The 19,488-nt window shown below is 49.6% G+C and carries 19 protein-coding genes; 7 read left to right on the forward strand and 12 right to left on the reverse strand.

The window, feature by feature from the left end; translation table 11 throughout:
- Positions 1 to 124 precede the first annotated feature (124 nt).
- Together ACJ2PR_RS30060 and ACJ2PR_RS30065 are read right to left on the reverse strand one after the other, a co-directional pair.
- A complete protein-coding gene (locus ACJ2PR_RS30060; RefSeq protein WP_446879742.1) occupies positions 125 to 1,003 on the reverse strand; it encodes an SDR family NAD(P)-dependent oxidoreductase in 879 nt (292 codons plus the stop codon).
- Positions 1,004 to 1,053: 50 nt separating this feature from the next.
- Entirely contained in the window at positions 1,054 to 2,082 is a 1,029-nt protein-coding gene (locus tag ACJ2PR_RS30065; protein ID WP_446879743.1) for an alpha/beta hydrolase, read from the reverse strand.
- 158 nt (positions 2,083 to 2,240) lie between these two features.
- Here ACJ2PR_RS30065 and ACJ2PR_RS30070 point away from each other — a divergent pair, with 158 nt between their 5' ends.
- Both ACJ2PR_RS30070 and ACJ2PR_RS30075 read left to right on the forward strand, forming a co-directional pair.
- Positions 2,241 to 3,125, forward strand: a complete 885-nt coding sequence (locus ACJ2PR_RS30070; protein WP_446879744.1) for an ROK family protein — start codon at positions 2,241 to 2,243, stop codon at positions 3,123 to 3,125.
- A gap of 809 nt (positions 3,126 to 3,934) precedes the next feature.
- The gene (locus tag ACJ2PR_RS30075) at positions 3,935 to 5,146 is read left to right on the forward strand and encodes an ArnT family glycosyltransferase (RefSeq protein ID WP_446879745.1); all 1,212 of its coding nucleotides are present in this window, start codon (positions 3,935 to 3,937) and stop codon (positions 5,144 to 5,146) included.
- 507 nt (positions 5,147 to 5,653) lie between these two features.
- On the opposite strand, the gene ACJ2PR_RS30080 is transcribed toward ACJ2PR_RS30075, so the two are convergent.
- Both ACJ2PR_RS30080 and ACJ2PR_RS30085 read right to left on the reverse strand, forming a co-directional pair.
- The gene (locus tag ACJ2PR_RS30080; RefSeq protein ID WP_446879746.1) at positions 5,654 to 6,808 is read right to left on the reverse strand and encodes a pyridoxal-phosphate-dependent aminotransferase family protein; all 1,155 of its coding nucleotides are present in this window, start codon (positions 6,806 to 6,808) and stop codon (positions 5,654 to 5,656) included.
- Positions 6,809 to 6,903: 95 nt separating this feature from the next.
- Positions 6,904 to 7,947 (reverse strand): glucokinase, encoded by a 1,044-nt coding sequence (locus ACJ2PR_RS30085; RefSeq protein ID WP_446879747.1) that lies wholly within the window; start codon positions 7,945 to 7,947, stop codon positions 6,904 to 6,906.
- A 136-nt stretch (positions 7,948 to 8,083) separates the two neighbouring features.
- On the opposite strand from ACJ2PR_RS30085, the gene pdxH reads away from it, so the two are divergent.
- Positions 8,084 to 8,719, forward strand: a complete 636-nt coding sequence (gene pdxH / locus ACJ2PR_RS30090) for a pyridoxamine 5'-phosphate oxidase (protein WP_446879748.1) — start codon at positions 8,084 to 8,086, stop codon at positions 8,717 to 8,719.
- A gap of 94 nt (positions 8,720 to 8,813) precedes the next feature.
- Positions 8,814 to 9,200, forward strand: coding sequence for a hypothetical protein (locus tag ACJ2PR_RS30095; protein ID WP_446861614.1), 387 nt, complete (start codon positions 8,814 to 8,816; stop codon positions 9,198 to 9,200).
- 263 nt (positions 9,201 to 9,463) lie between these two features.
- On the opposite strand, the gene ACJ2PR_RS30100 is transcribed toward ACJ2PR_RS30095, so the two are convergent.
- From ACJ2PR_RS30100 to ACJ2PR_RS30135, 8 genes are all read right to left on the reverse strand, one after another.
- Positions 9,464 to 10,735, reverse strand: coding sequence for a lipid-A-disaccharide synthase (locus ACJ2PR_RS30100; RefSeq protein ID WP_446879749.1), 1,272 nt, complete (start codon positions 10,733 to 10,735; stop codon positions 9,464 to 9,466).
- A 159-nt stretch (positions 10,736 to 10,894) separates the two neighbouring features.
- On the reverse strand, positions 10,895 to 11,020 hold the full coding sequence (locus ACJ2PR_RS30105) for a ribbon-helix-helix protein, CopG family (protein WP_446866859.1): 126 nt from the start codon (positions 11,018 to 11,020) through the stop codon (positions 10,895 to 10,897).
- 349 nt (positions 11,021 to 11,369) lie between these two features.
- The gene (locus ACJ2PR_RS30110; RefSeq protein WP_446879750.1) at positions 11,370 to 12,875 is read right to left on the reverse strand and encodes an anthranilate synthase component I; all 1,506 of its coding nucleotides are present in this window, start codon (positions 12,873 to 12,875) and stop codon (positions 11,370 to 11,372) included.
- Positions 12,876 to 13,204: 329 nt separating this feature from the next.
- Positions 13,205 to 14,215, reverse strand: coding sequence for an energy-coupling factor transporter transmembrane component T family protein (locus ACJ2PR_RS30115; RefSeq protein ID WP_446865935.1), 1,011 nt, complete (start codon positions 14,213 to 14,215; stop codon positions 13,205 to 13,207).
- 25 nt (positions 14,216 to 14,240) lie between these two features.
- The gene (gene der / locus ACJ2PR_RS30120; protein WP_446862546.1) at positions 14,241 to 15,602 is read right to left on the reverse strand and encodes a ribosome biogenesis GTPase Der; all 1,362 of its coding nucleotides are present in this window, start codon (positions 15,600 to 15,602) and stop codon (positions 14,241 to 14,243) included.
- A 119-nt stretch (positions 15,603 to 15,721) separates the two neighbouring features.
- Positions 15,722 to 15,970 carry a hypothetical protein gene (locus tag ACJ2PR_RS30125; protein WP_446865936.1) on the reverse strand — a complete coding sequence of 83 codons (249 nt, stop codon included), beginning with the start codon at positions 15,968 to 15,970 and terminating at the stop codon, positions 15,722 to 15,724.
- Between the two features lie 34 nt (positions 15,971 to 16,004).
- The gene (locus tag ACJ2PR_RS30130) at positions 16,005 to 16,814 is read right to left on the reverse strand and encodes an Rpn family recombination-promoting nuclease/putative transposase (RefSeq protein WP_446879751.1); all 810 of its coding nucleotides are present in this window, start codon (positions 16,812 to 16,814) and stop codon (positions 16,005 to 16,007) included.
- On the reverse strand, positions 16,811 to 17,356 hold the full coding sequence (locus ACJ2PR_RS30135; protein ID WP_446862549.1) for a TetR/AcrR family transcriptional regulator: 546 nt from the start codon (positions 17,354 to 17,356) through the stop codon (positions 16,811 to 16,813). The genes ACJ2PR_RS30130 and ACJ2PR_RS30135 overlap by 4 nt, the downstream gene beginning before the upstream one ends.
- Before the next feature lie 101 nt (positions 17,357 to 17,457).
- On the opposite strand from ACJ2PR_RS30135, the gene ACJ2PR_RS30140 reads away from it, so the two are divergent.
- From ACJ2PR_RS30140 to pipX, 3 genes are all read left to right on the forward strand, one after another.
- Positions 17,458 to 18,057: a glutathione S-transferase family protein gene (locus ACJ2PR_RS30140; protein ID WP_446879752.1), complete on the forward strand. Its 600-nt coding sequence runs from the start codon at positions 17,458 to 17,460 to the stop codon at positions 18,055 to 18,057.
- Positions 18,054 to 18,944: a pyridoxamine 5'-phosphate oxidase family protein gene (locus tag ACJ2PR_RS30145; protein WP_446879753.1), complete on the forward strand. Its 891-nt coding sequence runs from the start codon at positions 18,054 to 18,056 to the stop codon at positions 18,942 to 18,944. The genes ACJ2PR_RS30140 and ACJ2PR_RS30145 overlap by 4 nt, the downstream gene beginning before the upstream one ends.
- Positions 18,945 to 19,221: 277 nt before the next feature.
- Positions 19,222 to 19,488 (forward strand): transcriptional coactivator PipX (pipX, locus tag ACJ2PR_RS30150; RefSeq protein ID WP_446862552.1); only part of this gene is annotated, 267 nt, incomplete at its 3' end.

Genomic DNA, 19,488 nt, shown 5'->3' on the forward strand with positions numbered 1-19,488 from the left:
AGTCGATGAGAAGCCAGCGTTCTATGCGTCAGCATGAACGTCTGGAGTATGTCACCTGAAATACGCCCACCTATCTCCTAGCCGCACAACTGTACCGCACTCAATTAAGAAAGGATGCTTGAATCTAACCAAGTCCACCACCATCGACACTAAACTGGCCGCCCGACACATAAGAAGCTGCATCAGAAGCCAACCACAAGACTAGATTTGTGACTTCACCCGGTTGCCCAACTCGCTTGCTTGGATAAGGCGCGACCAGTTGTTCTTCGGTGACTTTCCAATCTCGTTTGACCCGATCGAGCATTGCAGTATTAACTGGCCCCGGCGAAACTACATTAATCCGCAGCTTTCCATACTCCTGTGCTGCCATCTTGGTCATGTGAATGACGGCTGCTTTGCTCGTTCCGTAGCCCATAATGTTGGGAAAAGCCCGCGCTCCTCCGATGCTTGCCATGTTGATAATCGAACCATTGGTCTTGAGAAGATAGGGAATTTCGTACTTCATGCCGAGAAAAACGCCACGAGCATTGGTATTCATCAAGTCATCAAATTCAGCGATCGCCGATGCCTCGATCGCAGCAGGCGGATAATCAATTCCCGCATTATTAAAGGCAATGTCTAACCGCCCATATTTTGCAACACCCGCCTCCACAAACGCTTTGACCTCTTCAGCTTTGCGAACATCCGCCTTCATGTAAGTCGCTTCTCCACCCGCCGCCCGAATCTCTTGTTCCACCTGTTTTCCTAAGTTCTCGCGCCGACCGCAGAAAAAGACTTTAGCCCCCTGTTTCGCAAAGGCTTCGGCGGTAACTTTTCCAATCCCAGAGGTTGCTCCAGTGATCAAGACAACTTTGTTTGCAAATGCGCCTGGTGAATTCGTCGAAGTCGATTCAGTAGTTTGATTAGGCTTGGGTTGAGCAGCATTCGCCAAGCTGTTTGTCGAAATTGCGGCAGCGAGTCCAGCAGCACCCGTAGCGAGGATATTGCGGCGTGAAAATGACATGATGACCTCCTAAAGAACACTGAAACAGAACAAGAACTGAGCGCGTGAACCTAAAGTGATGACTGTAAGTAGTTGGCAATGAGCGAAACGGACTGATTGACGGTAGCGGTTTGGTCATAGAAATCAAATTGAGTGCGATCGTTTAACCAATTCATCTGTTTGTTTTTACCAGGAATGTTTGCAAAAAACTGACGCGCCCCATCGGGAATCGCAGCTTTCTCACTGTGAATAAACAGGGTAGGAACCTTGATTTGTCTTGCAACGGGCATAGGATTAAACGTCAGCCATTCTGCCCAGGATGCGATCGCAAACCGATTTTTCCACTGAGGAATCGCCCCACGTTTGGGGTTTTGATAATAGTCAATGTCGCCATACATCACGGCTGTTTTATCTGTCTTACTCGTTGCCAACACATAGTCTACTTTGCCCGTTTTCTCAAACTTTGTTTCGGCTGCTTTCCCCTTCGCAATTAGGGTTTCAACGGCTGCTTTCCCGCCATAAACCGCGTCAACAATTTGTGGATCATGAATCCACGGAGCAACTGTGATCAGCGACTTGATCCGAGAATCTTCTGCGGTCGCAACTGCCATATAGCCTGCACTCGCACAAATGCCCAATCCAGCAATGCGATTTGCGTCTACAGCATCCACTCTTTGCAAAAAAGAAACTGCATTTTTGATATCAGCAATTTTCGCTGTGGGAGACTCAAAACTCCGCAGCTTACCGCCACTTTCACCCCAAGAGCGGAAGTCAAACCCAAAGGCAGCAAACCCCCGATCGGCTAATCTTTGAGCATACAATCCAGGCATTTGTTCTTTGATCGTCATCCAGGCACCCGTCACAATCACCGTTGGCAGTTTGTCGCCCACTTTGTAGTTTGCAGGTAGATAAAGATTGCCAACCAACGTTTCGCCTTTACTCTGAAAAGTCACGCGATCAATACCCGATCGCAAAGCGGTCGATCGCATCGAATTAGAAATCCCCGGCGTAGAAGAAACTTGAGACTGAACAGGAGCGATCGCAGCAGTGCTCCCTAACACAACCAGCGGAACTGCCCACAGGAGAGAATGCAATTTCATGAGGTGAAACTCCTTAATCAACTTCGATGTTCTTACTTTACGGATCAAGCCATCGACAGAGATATTGGATTCTTGCGCGGCGTTATCAAAATCTTGCTGACTCCTAATTAGTGATATAAAGTTCTACAGTTTCACGCAAAGGCGAGGCTAAGAGGGCGATGAGTCAGCAAGTTTTGGGCATTGACTTAGGCGGAACGGCGATCAAGTTGGGGCGGTTTGATTCACAAGGGATTTGTTTGCAGTCTCTCACCGTGCCGACTCCTCAACCTGCAACGCCCGAAGCGGTTTTGACGGCGATCGTAGCGGCTATTTCCCAAGTCGATCCAGACGGACAAAGCACAGCGATCGGCGTTGGCACCCCTGGCCCAGCAGACGCTCAAGGACGAATTGCCAGAGTTGCGATTAATTTAACAGGCTGGCAGAATGTCCCGCTTGCAGACTGGCTCGAAGCAAAAACGGGGCGATCGACGATTTTGGCAAACGATGCAAACTGTGCCGGATTGGGCGAAGCTTGGCTAGGAGCGGGGCGATCGTTTCAAGATTTGATTTTGTTGACGTTGGGAACAGGAGTCGGGGGCGCGATCGTGCTCAATGGCAACCTGTTTGTCGGGCGAGAAGGGGCGGCGGGTGAGTTGGGGCTGATTACGCTGCATCCTGAAGGGTTTGCTTGTAATAGCGGCAACCGTGGCTCATTGGAGCAATATACGTCAATTCAGGCGGTTCGTCGTCGCACAGGGCTGGAGCCTGAAGAATTGGGCAAGCTGGCTCAGGCAGGCGACCCAAATGCGCTGGAGTTTTGGCAGCTTTATGGACGCGATCTGGGAATTGGCTTGAGCAGTCTGGTGTATGTGTTGACCCCGGAAGCGATCGTGATTGGCGGCGGCATTAGTGCCAGTGCTGAGTTCTTCTTTCCAGCGATGCTGACAGAAATCGAGCAGCGAGTCATGCCCAGTTCTCGAAATGGATTGCAGTTGCTCAAAGCCGAGTTAGGCAATCAAGCGGGCATCGTCGGTGCGGCAAAATTGGCCTTGGAGAAGAGTTGACATCCAATCAATTTTTAGGTGAAACAAATTGACCTTTCCCAACCCCTCTTTAGTGCGGGGAGCTAGAAAATTCCGCTTCTATAAAATTCCCACCCTGCTACCGTGTACACACAAGTCGTTGTCGCTTCGTTTCAGGCGGCTTCAGCCCCCTAAATCCCCCATTCTGGGGGACTTTGACAAAGGAAAGATTTCCAAAGTTCAAAGCCAGGACGACGGTTCAAAGTCCCCCAGAATGGGGGATTTAGGGGGCGAAGGATCTCAGCAATGACAGATCGATCAACGTGTGTGTACACGGCAGCCCTTATAAGAGGAGATGCCGTAGTCAGGGGGGCGCACATTTATAGCAATGAAAGATCAGACTAGTATTACCTCTAGTATTACTTCTGATAAATCTACTTCACAGCGTTTGTTCGTTGGTTGTATCGCTTAGTTCAATTAATGTAACTTCTCTAAATTCTTCTGGACTCATCACTTTCAATTTCTAGCAATATGAGCTGGAGAAGTTGTACAACAAAACTATGATTCAACACAGGATTCAACAGGCGATCGGGGAGTCGCTTTAGGTCAATGTTCCTACCCTCCGAGACGATGGATGTAACCTAATTTTGCAACGCCTCCAGCCTTTCGCAAATCATTCATGTAATTTTACATACAAACTGCCTTCATGGTTTTCCCTTAAATCTCTCTACAGATAGTTAGCGCGGATGTGCCAATAAAGAGATAATTCTCAATACATATACTCGGATAACCGATCGCTACATTGCATCTGCTACTCGTAATAACATAATTAAAATCAGCGGAGGAACTCTATGAACCGCTTGACGAAGAATTGGAGATTTAACAATATCTACAGTGCTTTAGGACTTTTACTGACTAGTTACAGTGTGTTTGCGCTGGGCGGCTATGGTAATGATGACGATACTTATCGGATGCTGAATACCTGGAATACACTGATCAGTCAAGGAAAGTATGTGTCCTCTCGGTTTCAGGGATACTTAATTCCAGAAATCGCGATCGGGCTTGCCTCCCAAATCGGAGGGTTCTTTCTTGCTAATCTTGTTTCTGTCGTGTTGTCTGTGACTACGTTGTTTATCTTCTATCGGCTACTTCGTAGAATTACAACGACTAGAATTGCTATATTATCGGTGCTGGCGATCGGGGTAAATCCCTTTTGGGTGATTGCGTCTGCTACGTCGATCGATTACATCTATGCTGCATTTTTCTTTGTGTTGGGTGTCTTTCTGTTAATTGATCAGAAATTCAGATGGGCGGCGTTGATCTTTGCAGCGGCCGTTTCTTCGAGGATTACCTATGGGCCGATGGCGGCGATCGCTTACTTCCTTTACTTCTGCTATGTTCAAAAAGAGTCTAAATCTAGAAGGCTTTTAGTTCAGAGCTTTATTCTTTTTCTGGTTGCATCGGTTGTCTTTTATTTACCTGTGTTCTTTGCGTCTGGGATGACCCTTTCCTTTTTAGGAATTGGCCCCGATGCGTCTGGCGGTTTTGTGGGAATTATTGGCAGATTTGTTTATAAAAACATCTACTTTTGGGGACTGCCTGCTTTTGTTTTACTAGGTGCTTTTCTCTTTCAAGAACGGACTTTTTTAGTTAGAAAGATTGCCGATAATCCATTCCAAAATACTCAGGCTGAGAAACTGATCTTTTATAGTACTTTTCTATGTGTGGTTTATAACCAGATCATGTTTTTCAGGTTGCCTCATGAATATGGATATCTGTTTCCTGTGTTGTTTTCGGTGATCTATTGGATTGCCACCTCTGAGAAAGTTAGAAAGGTGCAATACCTCAGTTTGCTGATTGCTTTGCAGATTGTATATGGACTGGTCTTTAACTTTGATGTCATTCAAACCTATCAGACTGATATCAATCCCAAAACAATTCATTCAGATTCTGCCAGAGTTCACTTCTCGATTAAAGAAGGGGTTTTGATTCGAGATTGGCAGTGGCGATCGATTTACCAAAAGTATCAGCTAGAGGAGTACCGCAAAAAGTGGGGCAAATAAAGTGACATACTCCTACACCAACCTTTCGGTATGGAGTAGGCTTCTCAGTGACTCCTGCTACTGCATCGGACGTTACCTGAGCTTTGTTTTAAATCCACGGAATGCCCTACCGCAGATTGTGAACAAGTACAAAAAGTATGTTCAACCTCTGTACTGTCAGAATTTTACGCACCAACAGAAAGCGACGCAGAACGTCTATTACTCGGTGCAACCCCATATTCTGAGTTGTCGTGGTTCAGATTTCAGAGCGGCGATTAGCTCAAACCCTTGCCCTGATTATATCACACTCGTTTTGTGTCATGAGAGATTTGCTCATTTCCTCCATCTCCCCTTCCCGCGCCTTTGGCATAGGTCAGCGCCCAACCCTGGAGGAGGGTTTCCCTCCGTAGGGGATTGGGTAAGAGAGGGGAGCGTCGTCAACTCACTCGCATTCATCTCAACGCCAAATCAGAGATTATGGCGTGAGGCTTCTGCTGCTTCAGCTAAAGTCAAGTTTCTCAATCGGAACTAAGAATTTGCAAACACTTTGGCCGCTGCCGCAACTCCAGCACCCGACTGCACTCCTTCATATCCGAGTTCTTGGAGCGTGGCTTCTAGGGCACCGATCGCCGTGAGAATGTCGCGATCGCTCACAAATCCCAGATGCCCGATGCGGAAGATTTTACCTTTGAGGTGATCCTGTCCACCCGCCAGCACGATGTCAAACCGCTTCTTCATCACAGAGCGGATTTTTTCAGCATCCACGCCACTCGGAATCACCGATGTAATCGCAGGACTCGCACACTCATCGGCCGCAAGTAAAGGTAAGCCCATCGCTTTGATCGCGGCACGAGTCGCCAAAAGTAAGCGTTGATGTCTTGCAAAAATGCTTTCTAAGCCCTCAGCCTGCATCATTCTCAGAGCCGCTTGTAGTGCGAAGAACAAATTAATGGGAGGCGTGAAAGGCGTAGTATCTTTGGCGGCATCTTTGCGATATTTGCCCAAATCTAAATAGTAGCGAGGCAGTTTAGCCGTTTTGTAAGCCTCCCACGCTTTAGCGCTCACCGCCACAAACCCCAACCCCGGCGGAATCATGTAGCCTTTTTGCGAACCCGATGCCACGACATCCAGTCCCAGCGCATCTACAGGAATATTCATCGCACCCAAACTGGTCACGGTATCGACAATGATTAGCGCTTCTCCGTGGGCTTTGACGTGACGGTTAATCGTCTCCAGATCATTGAGGACACCTGTCGAGGTTTCGCTGTGGGTGACGATGACAGCTTTGATTTGTTTTTGGGTGTCTGCCTCTAGCGCTTGACGAAACTGGGCTGGGTCGAGCGGTTTGCCCCATTCTGCCGTAATGCGATCGGTCTTCAACCCATATGCGTCAGTGACCTCTGCCCAGCGTTCGCCAAACTTGCCATTGGAGCCAACCAAAACTCGATCGCCCGGACTCAAGAAGTTAATGATCCCCGCTTCCATCACGCCCGTACCGCTGGCCGTGAGAATCAACAGATCATTTTGCGTCTGGTGCAGCCATTTCAAATTTTGGGTGACTTCTGCCATAATCTTGCCAAAATCACCGCTGCGATGTCCGATCGGATGTTTGGCCATGGCCAACAAAACCTGCTCTGGTACAGGCGTTGGGCCGGGAATCATCAACATTAATTTGTCATCCATGTGAGCATCCTTCCTGTGGTTTCTGGTGCATGATCCAGGATTACACAAGAGATCCGCGATCGGGTTTAATGCAATTGGAAATTAACTTTCTTGGCTCACAGTCTGGCCGCACACAACGCCGCACCAATCAGACCGACTTGAGGATTGAGAACAATGTGAATCGGAATTCTTTCTAAAACCGAACTCATCCGACCTTTGTGAATAAAAGCCTGCAAAAATCCCTCTTCTTTAATCAACGGGAGAATCTTGGCTGCAATGCCTCCCGCGACATACAAACCGCCGTAGGGAAGGAACTTGAGCGCCAGGTTGCCCGCCTCTGCGCCGTAAGATTCGACAAACATTTGCATGGTTTTTTCGGACAGACGATCGCGATCTTTTAATGCCGCCTTTGAAATCGTCGCCGCTGCATCCACCGTTTTGGGAGTCCGCCCAATTTGAGATTCCCATTCTCTCACCACCTCTGCGACTTCAGGCGTTTCGGTCGCATAGTGTCGATCGCGCAAAAACTGATAAATTGCCACCACGCCCTGACCCGAAATCACCCGCTCTGCGGACACTCGCTCAATATTGTGTTTGGCCAACAAGTAGCTGGATAACTGAAACTCTAAGTCCGATCGGGGCGCAAAATCAGCATGACCGCCTTCAGATCCAAAAATATGATAATTGCCATCAAAATGAATCAGATAACCCTGTCCTAGACCCGTTCCTGCGCCGATGACGGCGATCGGTGCATTCTTTTGGGCGCATCCCACTTGCAACGTGTGCAGATCCGCAGGTTCCAGACCGAGAATGCCATAGCCCACCGCTTCAAAATCGTTGATCAGCGTCACTTTGGGAATGGACAGCGTTTGAGAGATGCGATCGGCTTCGAGAAACCAGCCCACGTTTGTCACTTTGGAAGTGTTGTTGATGACCGGTCCGGCGATCGCAAAGCAGGCTTTTTGGGGCGAGACAGATTCTCCTAATTCCTGGGTGGCAGCCGCCAAAAACGTCTCAGTCATCGGCACCAAATCCGGGAAGTCACTGCTGGGATAGCGAACCTCATAAAGCGAATGAAGCGACCCTTGATCGGGCTGCAATTCGACCAATCGCAAAATCGTCTTCGTTCCGCCGATGTCTCCGGCCAGCAGCAAGTTCATGAAGTCACTCCTAGAGAAGGGGGAAATCGCACATGATAGCGCTCTCATTGAGGATTGATCAATTGTTCACATCCAGCAATCACCTTCTCGATAGAAATACAATGCAGGAAGGATAGAAACTTCAATAGAGATGGATATGTCGATCGCAGATTTGAGGAAAGACTACACACTTCGCGCACTCACCGAACAGGACGTAGACCCCGACCCGTTTCGACAATTTCAGCAGTGGTTTGATCAGGCCGTCGCAGCCCAACTGCTCGAACCCAACGCTATGACGATCGCCACTGCCAGCAAGGAAGGCATTCCGTCGGCCAGGATTGTGTTACTCAAACATTTTGACGATCGCGGCTTTGTCTTCTACACCAATTACGAAAGCGCCAAAGGCAAAGAGTTGATTGAGAATCCTCATGGGGCGATCGTCTTTTTGTGGGCTGAGTTAGAGCGTCAAGTCAGAATTGTTGGCGCAGTTGAGAAAGTTTCTGATGCAGAATCCGACGAATATTTCTACAGTCGCCCCGTCAACAGTCGCCTCGGTGCCTGGACTTCGGATCAGAGTCGCGTGATTCCCGATCGAGCCGTTTTAGACCAGCGATTAGCCGACTTAAAAGTTCAATACGAAAATCAGGAAATTCTCCGGCCGCCTCATTGGGGAGGATTTCGCGTCAAGCCCAGCGCGATCGAGTTTTGGCAGGGGCGATCGAGTCGATTGCACGATCGATTACGGTATCGACGGCAAGGAGAGGGGTGGGTTGTCGATCGGTTGTCGCCGTAAAAGGGATGAGGGCTGAGGGGTGGGGATTCTCCAATTTTGTCAAAATGACGGACAATACAGCTACATCATTTTCCCTTTGTCTCTACCCAACCAAATGTCTTTTGAAATTGGCCCGTTTGCCTTCGCTGTTGAAGCCACTCAGATTGCAGGAGCCTGCTTGTGGGCACTGGCGCTCTATTTGGGATTTTCGCCCGTGGGTGAATGGGTCACCGAACAATTGAATCGATGGCTTAATTTTGCGGAGCGATCGCTCTACACGTCTGCCGAAGAATTTGAGAAAACCCGCCCCGCTAGAGAATCTCAAAACGCCTTCTATGCTTCAATTTGCAGCATTCTTCCTTTTCTAGTCGTCGGCACACTCTGCAACGTCGTCACCGAAATCAGCCTGGGCGAAAGTTGGGGAATTAGCCTCGGAATTCTCGCCTGCATGGGTTGCGGCATCTACGAATTAGGACGACGCGATGGAGAATCCTCTGATTGATACCAATCAATCTTTGAGTACAACCCATCTACAACCTCCCCAACCTCTCTCAGGCGAGGAGCTAGAAATCCCACCTTGATCATCTACCGTGTATACATAAGTCGTTAATCGCTTCGTTTGAATCGGCTTCAGCCCCCTAAATCCCCCACAAGTGAGGGACTTTGAATCGAATCTAATGTCTTAAAGTCCCCCAGAATTGGGGGGTTGGGGGGCAGAAGACTTGAATAACGAAGCGAAATTCATCGAAATCACGTCTTTCTAGCTCACGATCGCGCTAACTCCTCAACGACGATCGCCGCAAACTTCCGGGCTGCTCCCGGTTCTCCTCGGACGGTTCGTAGTTTGTCGCGCATCTGTTGCAGCTTGTCTGGATGGTCGAGAAAACCGGAGACGATCGCAGCGACCGCTTTGGGTTGAAGACGGCCAAACAGTTCAGGCACGATCGCTTCTTGCGCCCAAATATTGGGCCACGACAACAGCCCCATTCGTCGCACAAACCACCCATTAATCAGCTTGGCAAACAGCGACCCGACTCCCGGTAGATTTGATAATAGACCTGGCAGTCCATCCCACGCTTTCATTGCGTCCATTTGATACGTGGGCAATAAGACGATCATCGGCACGGCTAACGACCCCAATTCCGCCGTATTTGCGCCAACTGTGGTGATACAAAGCGTGCATTGCGACAACAGCGAATAAGCCGGAACTCGCTCCGTCGGATTTGACCAAAGCTCAACTTGCAGTCCGCTGGGTGTTTTGAGATAAGGACGATCGCCCGACTCAGGAATCACCAACTGGGCTGAAACGCCCTCCATCAAGAGCATCACAGGATTTTGCTCAGGGTCAACATACTGAGTCAGCGTGTCCAAATCCAGCGTCGGTGCCACTGGAATCACAAAGCGAATTTCAGAGCGAGTTTGGGGACGATCGCGCCAAAGTTGATCGGCGATCGTCAGCATTAAGGGCACTCCCTGAGACAATTTGGCAGGCTTAGAACCCGGTAACAAACCGATCAGCGTTCCCCCTGTTTTGAATGCCTCCTCGGTGCCAAAGGTCGAAACTTCTGCCATCAGATCTCCGACAACGGTCAGTTTATGAGCAAATTGGTGAGGGGCACGATCGACAACTTGCGATCGCATGACTCCAAAGCGATCGATCCAGCGATGCCAGCGCGCTTCCCATTCGGCATAGATCACCGTCCGATAGCCCAACCGTTTGCCAATCACCAGCGGGAAGAACTGATCGCCGCCGAGAAAGACGACCACGCCGCGATCGTGCCAGTCCCACGGTTCGGCCGTTTTGCCCCAGAGCAAGAAGGGAAAGAAATGCCGGGCGGCTTGGACGCGATCGACTTCCGGGTAACTGAGGGCAATTTCAGCTTCTTGACCACTGGCATTTGGACAAGGAGACAGCACCACCGAAATCCGAATGTCATCGCCCAAAAGTTGCTTGAGTTCTCGAACGACAGGCTTGACCCAGGTAGCGAGTTCTCCGGGGGCATTGGAGAGAATCAGAATGTCAGCAGGAGTCGGCATAGAGCGTCAAGAAAAATAGATTAAGGTCGATTCGTTGTTCAGCGCTTCTGCCCCCACACAGAAATTTATTGAATTCGCGTTAGATTACCGAAATTGAGCGGAAAGCCCCTCGCCTTTGGGCATGGGGATGGATAGCGACGGCGCGGTAGCGCCAATCTCTCACGACAAGGAACGCAGAAATTCACGTACAACGTCTGTCTTGGTTCGCTTTGACTTTTTAGCATAGCGCTCAAGCTTTTTCATTTCCTCCTCGGAGACTCTAACGTGAAGTTGTTTTTCAGTCATGCTGTGTACTCATCTGGTACACTCATTCTAGTGGCAAGGTAATCAACCACTTAAAAAACCTGGTTGTCGAAAGACACGCTGCACCTTGATAATTGAATCTATGCGGTTCTACTGCATGGTTCTAGTTCCCTCCTCGCAGTCGGTAAAAGATTTAGAGGAGCTAGACGACCAGCCTTTTGAAGCGAATTGGCTTCAGAATTAAACAGGACTCGCACTCGTGCGAATAGGGTAGGGCATACCCGAATTAACGCTTGGGGAGAATCCCACCTCTGGGCTAGAGACTGCAAGGAATCTAGGTTAAGTGGTTTCGTTGAGCCAAGAATTCCCTCGCCTTGGGGCATGGGGAGTGTCAAAACCCGTCTGAAGCGGCAAGTTTTAGGGCGGCGAGTTGGGCCTCGGCTTTGTGCAACGATTCATGCCATTCTCGCTCAGGATCGCTGTCTGCAACGATGCCTGCACCGACTTGACCGTAGACGATCGCGGGGATGAGGGATGAGGGATGAGGGATGAGGGATGAGGGATGAGGGATGAATTCAGTAAACTTCTTGCTTTTCTCTTCTCGTTCCTCTCTCCTCACTCCTCTCTCCTCTCTCCTCTCTCCTCTCTCCTCACCTCTCACATAGAGTAGGGTACGAATCAGAATGTTCAAATCCAAATTGCCGCGCCAGTCGAGGTAGCCACAAGAACCATAGAAGAGACTGCGGCGATCGGGTTCCAGTTCTTCAATAATCTCCATACAGCGGACTTTTGGGCAGCCTGTGATCGTTCCGCCGGGGAAGAGGGCGCGAATCAGGTCAATGGCGTTGAGGTGTGGTTTTAGCGTTCCGGTGACATTGCTGACCAGGTGCATAACGTGACTGTAGCGTTCGATCGTCAGCAGTTCATCGACCTGTACTGATCCCCATTCACAGACTCGTCCCAAATCATTGCGTTCTAGATCGACTAGCATGATGTGTTCAGCTTGTTCTTTGGTGTTGCTGATCAGTTCTTCGGCTAGTTGTTGATCGTGAGCGATCGTGGTTCCTCTGGTGCGCGTGCCTGCGATCGGCCGCGTTTCTGCATGACGGTTTTGCAGTTTTACTAACCGTTCAGGAGAGCAACTGATGACCGTTCCCCAGGGAGTCCGCCAATAGCTTGCAAAAGGAGAAGGATTAATCTGTTGCAACGCGCGGTAAATTGACCAACTCTCTGCCGTCGTTTTTGCCTCAAATCGCAGCGACAAATTCGCCTGAAAAATGTCCCCCGCTTGGATGTGCTTTTTGGCTTGCAGAATGGCCGATTCGTAGTCAGCCTGAGCAAGATGAAAGTGAGGCGGAGCAGCAGTTTGAAATTCGGGTTTTGGTATCTTAACCCTTCGGTTTAGCGCCTCTTGCATTGCATCGAGATCAGTCGCTTGAGTGGCAGCTAACCAGAGCGTTTGTTGGTGATGATCTAGAACGGCAAAGCGATCGGGTTCATACCAGTAAGCGATCGGAAAGGGCAGCGAGTCCGATTTGAGATAAGGCAGCTTTTCAATTTCCCAGGCCAGATCGTAGCCCAACCAGCCCAGCCACCCCCCGGTGAAAGGCAGTTCAGAAGCAGCTACCTCAGCATGAGGACGATCGAGAAGCTGTTGCAAAAAGGGCAAAATTTCACCCACTGGCGGACTCCAAAGCTGCAATTCTCCCTCAACCACACGCGGCGCACCCGCACAAATCGAGTACCGTCCCAACTGCGGATAATCGGGTGAAGATGGATACGGACTTTCAAGCAGCGTCGCAATTTCATCTTTCAAAAACAGGGCTGTGAAAATTTCAGAACCCGATCGTTGGTCGAGAGGAAGCGATCGCCAGTGCCAGGGAAGAAGGGAACGCATTGGAAGGGATGAGGGATGAAGGATGGAGAAGGGATGAGAGATGAGGGATGAGGGATGAATAGAAACGAGTGTTACGCGGTGTACGGCTTTTAATGCGTGTTCGCGTTTTTTAAGTGAGGCTAATTTGAGGTTGAGAAAGAAAACAGGTCTTCTGCCCCCAACCCCCATACTAGGGGACTTTCGGACAAGATTTCTGGCTCAAAGTTCTCTGTTTATGGAGAATTTGGGGTGTTCCTGGCTTTGTAGTCGAAGTGAGAAATTTCATCGAATTCACGTCACACTACTTTACGCAAAAATTCTCTCCTCCCTCCTCCCTCCTCCCTCACCCCTCACGCCTGCCCCACAACAAATCTTGCAGCCCACAATACGCCCAACAGTCCCAAAGCCAGCCAGTCAAAGCGTTTGAGGCGCAACTCATGCCACTGGACTCGATGCTTGTTGGGACTGGTAAATCCACGCACTTTCATGGCGCTGGAAATTTGTTCGGCTCGCAGGAGTAAGTTTTCGAGCAACCGTTCGGCGACGAGCATCCACACTTGAGCAGCCCGACGAAAGCCGAGTTTTTTCCAGTCGATCGCGCGAGTCCTGACCGATCGCACTAGATTCTGAAATTCTTCTAACACTAAGGGAATGAACCGCAGAGCCAGCGTCAGTGTCAACGCTATTTCGGTAATCGGCCAGTTAAAGCGGCGCAAAGGACTCATCAAATCCTCTAACCCTGCGGTAATTTCTTCTGGCGCGGTCGTCAGTAGATATAGGTTTGTACTATAAATCAGCGTGAATAGTAAAGTGCTGACCGTGATGGCCAGGGTGAGCGATCGTCGCGTGACGGTAAATGGGCCCGCCTGAAGCACCACATACCGATAAGCAGTGGGCTGAGGTAAATCAGGGCGCTTGAGTTTTTGGGCAGCTTCTTGAGGCGGAGATTTCTTTTCTCCAGTGTTGAAGGGATTATTGAAGGGATTGTACCAGGGGCGAGGCGGAGTTGGGGCAGGGAGCTGATCGGGTTGTTGCACAAAGGCCAACTCATTTGCAGGCAGACGAGGACGAGCATTGACATTCAACGCATCAGGAGAAATCGCCACCAGCGAAAACACATACAGCGAAAACAACAACAGCCACCCCATCTGCTGTTTCCACACCCGCAAAGGGATCATTGCCGTCAGCGTCAACAACACCAACAGCACCACCAAAAAGATGCGCCACTCAGGACTCGCCAACAGCGGAGCAATCAAAAAACTCATCAACCAGGCCAACTTGACCCGCGCATCCAGATGATGAAGCCATGTAATCGGCTGTTCGAGATAGAGACCGAGGGGGAGCGATCGTAGTAAATCCATGAGGGAAGGGAGGAGGGAGAACTTCTTACACCTTCGTCGCCCGATTAGCACTGGCCCGATCGAGTTCTCTCATCTTCTTGCCACGCCATAACAGACGCAGCGGAGTGCCCTGAAAGCCGAGAGATTGACGGAATTGACGCTCGATATAGCGGCGGTAGTTGTCATTGAGCAAAGCGGGATCGTTGACGAATAGGGCGATCGTCGGCGGTCGGCTACTGACCTGGGTGCCATAGTAGATTCTACCTTGACGACCCTGGCGCGTAGTGGGCGGAGAATGCCATCTGACTCCATCTTCGATCACTTCGTTAATTACAGACGTGCTGACGCGGCGTTTGTGCTGTTCGGCGGCGACCTCGATCAGGTCAAAGATTTTCTCGACGCGCTGTCCGTTTTGGGCGCTGATGAAGATGATTTCTGCCCATTCCATGTAGTGAAGTCGAGAGCGAATCAGCTTTTCGTACTCGTAGATCGTGTTGGAATCTTTCTCGATCGCGTCCCATTTGTTCACGACAACAATACAGGCACGCCCTTCATCGGCAATGCGTCCGGCTAGTTTTTGGTCTTGCTCGGTTACGCCGTCTAATGCATCAATCACTAGAAGAACGACATCTGATCGATCGATCGCCTTAAAAGCCCGATTGATGCCAAAGAATTCTGGCCCATATTCGACGTTCTTTTTCTTACGAATTCCTGCGGTGTCGATCAGGCGATACATCTTGTCGTTGCGTTCGACCAGCATATCGATCGCGTCTCGTGTCGTGCCAGAAATCGGACTGACGATCGAGCGATTTTCACCCACAAAGGCGTTCAGCAAACTGGACTTGCCCACATTCGGACGGCCAGCGATCGCCACCCGAATTTCTGGCGTTTCTTCGATCTGATCGGTGGACGGCAAAAATTCGATCACCTGATCCAACAGTTCGCCCGTGCCGTTGCCATGAATTCCTGACATTGCAAAAGGTTCGCCCAGCCCCAACGACCAAAACTCGGCGGCTTGCGTGAGTCCTTGATCAAGCGATTCACATTTATTAACGGCCAACACGACAGGCACGGATTGCTGGCGCAGCCACATGGCGATTTCTTCGTCGGCAGTCGTCAAGCCTTGTTTTCCATCGACAACAAAGATCGCAACGCTCGACTCGGTGAGGGCCGACATCGCTTGTTCACGAATCAGGGGCAAAAATTCGGTATCGTCGTCAAAAACCAATCCGCCTGTATCGACTACGAGAAAGTCACGATCGTTCCAAAAGGCGCGTTTGTAGGTGCGATCGCGCGTCACACCGGGTTCATCGAAGACGATCGCGTCCTGCACTTTCGCCAAACGATTGACGACGGTGGACTTGCCCACGTTGGGACGACCGATGATAGCAACAATGGGCAAAGACATAGGAGAGATGAGGGATGAGGGAGGGCGTTGCCCCGCTTTTGCGAGGAGGGATGAAATCAGACAGTTTGAGGAGTTGAGAGCGTCACAATTTCATCAGCATCCCATTGTAGCGAGTTTAGTCAGACATCTGCGGATTCCTTACCTCCAATCTCCCTTTCGAGAGCAGCCCGCCGCACTGTTTCAACCTCTAAATCAGAAGCATATGCAATTTGTTCCAAAGTCAGACCGAATTTCAGCGATCGAGGCACACATTCCAATTTGCCTTCCAATATTCCTTCCAGTCTCCCTTCTTCTTTGGCTTCCTCATACACTCTGGTTTGCTTGAAGCTATCTGCGAGTTCTATCAGTTCTATGGTTGGGTCATTCATCTCTCAAACAGGGTTAGAGAAGACATTGCTGCGCTCAATCAGGTTGGACAGCCTGCCGAACTGTTTCCAGGTCTAATTCCAACGTCTGAGCGATCTCCTCCAGACTCAAACCGAGTTCTAGAAATCGAGGAACACCCTTCAGTTTGCCTTCTACAAGACCTTCCAATTTACCTTCTACAAGACCTTCCAATTTGCCTTCTTCTTTGGCTTCTTGATAGACCTGGGTTTGTTTTAATTCGGCGAGTTCTAGCATTTGTTCAATGGCCTCTCGACTCAGTTTGGGGAACTTGTAGATGATGATCGTTTCTATCAATTGTAATATTTCCCGCTGGATTGCTTCATCGGTGATCTGAGTTCTGGTCGATCGAATCAACGTTTTGGCCCGTTGTCCAGCTTTGGGCGGTGGTTCGACGATTAGTTTTACCAGACCTAAGCCGATCGACCCTTCAGTGACCTCCAATTCATCTAAATAAATGCGGCGTACTCGCTGACTTTCGAGCAATTCCCAGTAGTGATCGGTGCCTCCCGTATCCAGTTTTCGGCTTCCCCAGACGATGGCTCCTTGCCAGTTATTCACAAGCTCAGTTTTGTCGAGATAGAGAAAGATCTCAGTGAAAAATCGAGAGTAGAGTTTGGGGTCGGGCTGAAACTGAAATTCGCTGAAGTAAAGGGGATCGTCAGGTTGGTTGGGCAAAAACACGCCATCGATCCGAAAAGCAGTTTGTTTGACTTCAACCGAGGCGAATTCATAGCTTTGAGCAACGGCGGCAGGTTGACCGATTAGCTCAAAAAAGATGCCTGGAAAGGACTTGAAGAGACAATACCAGATCGAATCGGTTTTCATCGTTGTAAAAGCTCTTCTGGTAGGCGTTGTAGCAATCGCTGAAAGGGAGCGGTATTTTCTAAAGCACGCGCTAACACCAAAGCACCCTGAATTTGTAAGATGGCATCTTCGGCGCGCTGAGTGGCTAAAGGGAGATTCATGCCTGTTTGGGTGAGAACGGTTGCGATCGCGCCAATCCACTCCTCCAGCGCTGCTCTGATTTTGGGTGAAAACAAGTCTTTTGCGTCGCCCATTGACAAAACAGAAATCAAACAGGACTGTTGCCCCCCGTTATAGGCTTGGTCGAGCGATCGCATCATTGCCTCCAATCGTTCTAGAGCCGTTCCGTTTGCTTGAAGTGGAGTCAGAACGTTGGTCTGTTGCCAGCGATCGAGATGCTCTAATACCGCGTTTGCCATCTCCTCTTTGCCGCCCGGAAAGTAGTGATACAGGCTGGCTCTACCGAGGTCGGTGGCTTGAGAAATCTTGGTCAGCGTTGCGCCCTCATAGCCATATTGCCGAAATACTTGCAGCAGTTGAATGACGATCTGATCTCGTGACATAAGTTTTTTGAGTCTTCTATTGACATCTTACCGAACGATCAGTACAGTCATGAATGATTAGACTGAACGTTCGATACAATTGACCCCAACAACTAACGACCATGCTGAAACTCCACGATGCGACGATTTCGGGTAACTGCTACAAAGTGCGATTGCTGCTCTCACTACTGGGATTGGACGTTGAATTGGTGCCCGTCAACCTAAAGGAGGGTGAGCACAAGTCTTCGGCTTTTCTCCAGTTAAATGAGTGGGGACAGGTGCCTGTGTTGGTCGATCGAGACCAGACCATCCGTGATTCTCAAGCGATTTTGGTTTATCTAGCGCGTCAGTATGGAGGCGAAACCTGGTTGCCGACGGATGCAGTTTCGATGAGTCAAATCATGCAGTGGCTCTCAAATGCAGCAAATGAAATCGCAAATGGACTGGCCGCCGCAAGAGTCTACTACCTGTTGGGTCGGACTGAAATTGATGTCGATCGCGCCACCCAAAAGTCGCACCAGTTTCTCACGCTCCTCAATGCACACTTATCAAATCGAGACTGGCTGGAATGTGGTAGACCGACGATCGCCGATATTGCTTGTTTTCCTTACGTGGCGCTGTCTGGGGATGCCAAAGTTTCGTTAGAGCCGTATCCGAATGTCAGGGCGTGGATCGATCGCATTCAACAGTTGCCCAACTATGTAGGGATGCCGGGACTATGACCTATCACGCTGGAGAACTTCTGATTCAGACTCGTGTGGGAGTGCAAGCAGCAGCCGATCGCCTTCAAAAACTAATTGGCTCTGTGGTTTCTCCAGCGGCTCAGGACTTTTTGAAACCGCAACAGTGGGCGATCGCCAGTACGGTTGATCAAAATCATCAGGTCTGGGCATCGTTGCTCATCGGTGAAGCGGGATTTTTGACGGGAAACGATCGCAGCATTCACATCCACGCCGTCGAGTCTGACGATCCGCTCTGGGAATCGCAAAGTGATCAGCAAAGTGATCAACTGATGGGACTGTTGGCGATCGATCTCGCAACCCGCAGACGATTGAGAATAAACGGTTCGATTCAAAGAACTCCGCAGGGCATTCATCTCTGCGTCAATCAGGTGTATTTCAACTGTCCGAAGTACATTCAGATGCGGCAGCTTATAGGAATGTCAGAAGAAATGTCGGAGACGAATCAGACAGCCCAATGGTCGGATTTTCTGGATCTCAAACAACAGCAGTCAATCACTCAAGCCGACACGTTCTTTATCGCCAGTCTTCATCCCACACATGGGGCAGATGCGTCTCATCGAGGCGGCCAGCCGGGATTTGTGAAAGTCTTGCAGCCCGATCGCTTGTTGTTTCCAGACTATGCGGGCAACAATATGTTCAACACATTGGGCAACATTGCCGTAAATCCAAACGTAGGCTTGTTGTTCATCAATTTTGTAACGGGTGAAACACTACAGCTAACCGGAAGGGCACAGATTATTTGGGATGCAGACTCAGAATTTGTTGGGGCAGAACGGCTGATTGAGGTACAACTCGATCGTATTCGAGCGAACACCATTCCCCTACGCTGGCAGTTTGTTGAATACTCTCCTGCCAATCCAGCCTAAGATCGGTCTTTTCACTTCGTTGGTTAGCCGTTTAGCCCAGATTGCCTAAGTTTTTCCAAAAAAAGCAACCTTAATGTGAGAGCATACCGAGATTGTTTCACCGTAGTCTTGTAGAGAGTTACAAACAAAACGATCGCCCAAAAAGAGTAATCTTTCTGAAATTCTCAAGGGGATCGCTCACAAACCAGAGGATATTTATTACAATTTGTTATTTCCTGGAAAAGTGATCAATTCAACATAACATTCTCTCTACACTTACACGCCGAGCCAAATCTGAATGAGCATTGAGACATATCTAAATCACCCTACTTTTGGCTTGCTCTTTAGAGTGTGTTTGGTTGAGGAAAAGCGTGAACTGTTTAGCACTCTCTATGCCCAACGCCTCTTTTTTCTGGTAGACAATGGCTCAGACGGCATCGAATTTGAGCCGATCGGTCGGGCTGAGGCCAAAGTTTTGGTCGAAAATCGCATGAGAATGCTGCGACGGACTGGAATGCAGAAGGAATACGACCAGCTTCAGTTTGTGCATAAACGGACGTTTCAG

Source organism: Phormidesmis sp. 146-33 (assembly GCF_052939515.1).

Excerpts from the sequence above, each read along its gene's own strand:
- ACJ2PR_RS30060 (WP_446879742.1), bottom strand. The coding sequence starts at position 1,003 with ATGTCATTTTCACGCCGCAATATCCTCGCTACGGGTGCTGCTGGACTC.
- ACJ2PR_RS30065 (WP_446879743.1), bottom strand. The coding sequence starts at position 2,082 with ATGAAATTGCATTCTCTCCTGTGGGCAGTTCCGCTGGTTGTGTTAGGG.
- ACJ2PR_RS30070 (WP_446879744.1), top strand. The coding sequence starts at position 2,241 with ATGAGTCAGCAAGTTTTGGGCATTGACTTAGGCGGAACGGCGATCAAG.
- ACJ2PR_RS30075 (WP_446879745.1), top strand. The coding sequence starts at position 3,935 with ATGAACCGCTTGACGAAGAATTGGAGATTTAACAATATCTACAGTGCT.
- ACJ2PR_RS30080 (WP_446879746.1), bottom strand. The coding sequence starts at position 6,808 with ATGGATGACAAATTAATGTTGATGATTCCCGGCCCAACGCCTGTACCA.
- ACJ2PR_RS30085 (WP_446879747.1), bottom strand. The coding sequence starts at position 7,947 with ATGAACTTGCTGCTGGCCGGAGACATCGGCGGAACGAAGACGATTTTG.
- pdxH (WP_446879748.1), top strand. The coding sequence starts at position 8,084 with ATGTCGATCGCAGATTTGAGGAAAGACTACACACTTCGCGCACTCACC.
- ACJ2PR_RS30095 (WP_446861614.1), top strand. The coding sequence starts at position 8,814 with ATGTCTTTTGAAATTGGCCCGTTTGCCTTCGCTGTTGAAGCCACTCAG.
- ACJ2PR_RS30100 (WP_446879749.1), bottom strand. The coding sequence starts at position 10,735 with ATGCCGACTCCTGCTGACATTCTGATTCTCTCCAATGCCCCCGGAGAA.
- ACJ2PR_RS30105 (WP_446866859.1), bottom strand. The coding sequence starts at position 11,020 with ATGACTGAAAAACAACTTCACGTTAGAGTCTCCGAGGAGGAAATGAAA.
- ACJ2PR_RS30110 (WP_446879750.1), bottom strand. The coding sequence starts at position 12,875 with ATGCGTTCCCTTCTTCCCTGGCACTGGCGATCGCTTCCTCTCGACCAA.
- ACJ2PR_RS30115 (WP_446865935.1), bottom strand. The coding sequence starts at position 14,215 with ATGGATTTACTACGATCGCTCCCCCTCGGTCTCTATCTCGAACAGCCG.
- der (WP_446862546.1), bottom strand. The coding sequence starts at position 15,602 with ATGTCTTTGCCCATTGTTGCTATCATCGGTCGTCCCAACGTGGGCAAG.
- ACJ2PR_RS30125 (WP_446865936.1), bottom strand. The coding sequence starts at position 15,970 with ATGAATGACCCAACCATAGAACTGATAGAACTCGCAGATAGCTTCAAG.
- ACJ2PR_RS30130 (WP_446879751.1), bottom strand. The coding sequence starts at position 16,814 with ATGAAAACCGATTCGATCTGGTATTGTCTCTTCAAGTCCTTTCCAGGC.
- ACJ2PR_RS30135 (WP_446862549.1), bottom strand. The coding sequence starts at position 17,356 with ATGTCACGAGATCAGATCGTCATTCAACTGCTGCAAGTATTTCGGCAA.
- ACJ2PR_RS30140 (WP_446879752.1), top strand. The coding sequence starts at position 17,458 with ATGCTGAAACTCCACGATGCGACGATTTCGGGTAACTGCTACAAAGTG.
- ACJ2PR_RS30145 (WP_446879753.1), top strand. The coding sequence starts at position 18,054 with ATGACCTATCACGCTGGAGAACTTCTGATTCAGACTCGTGTGGGAGTG.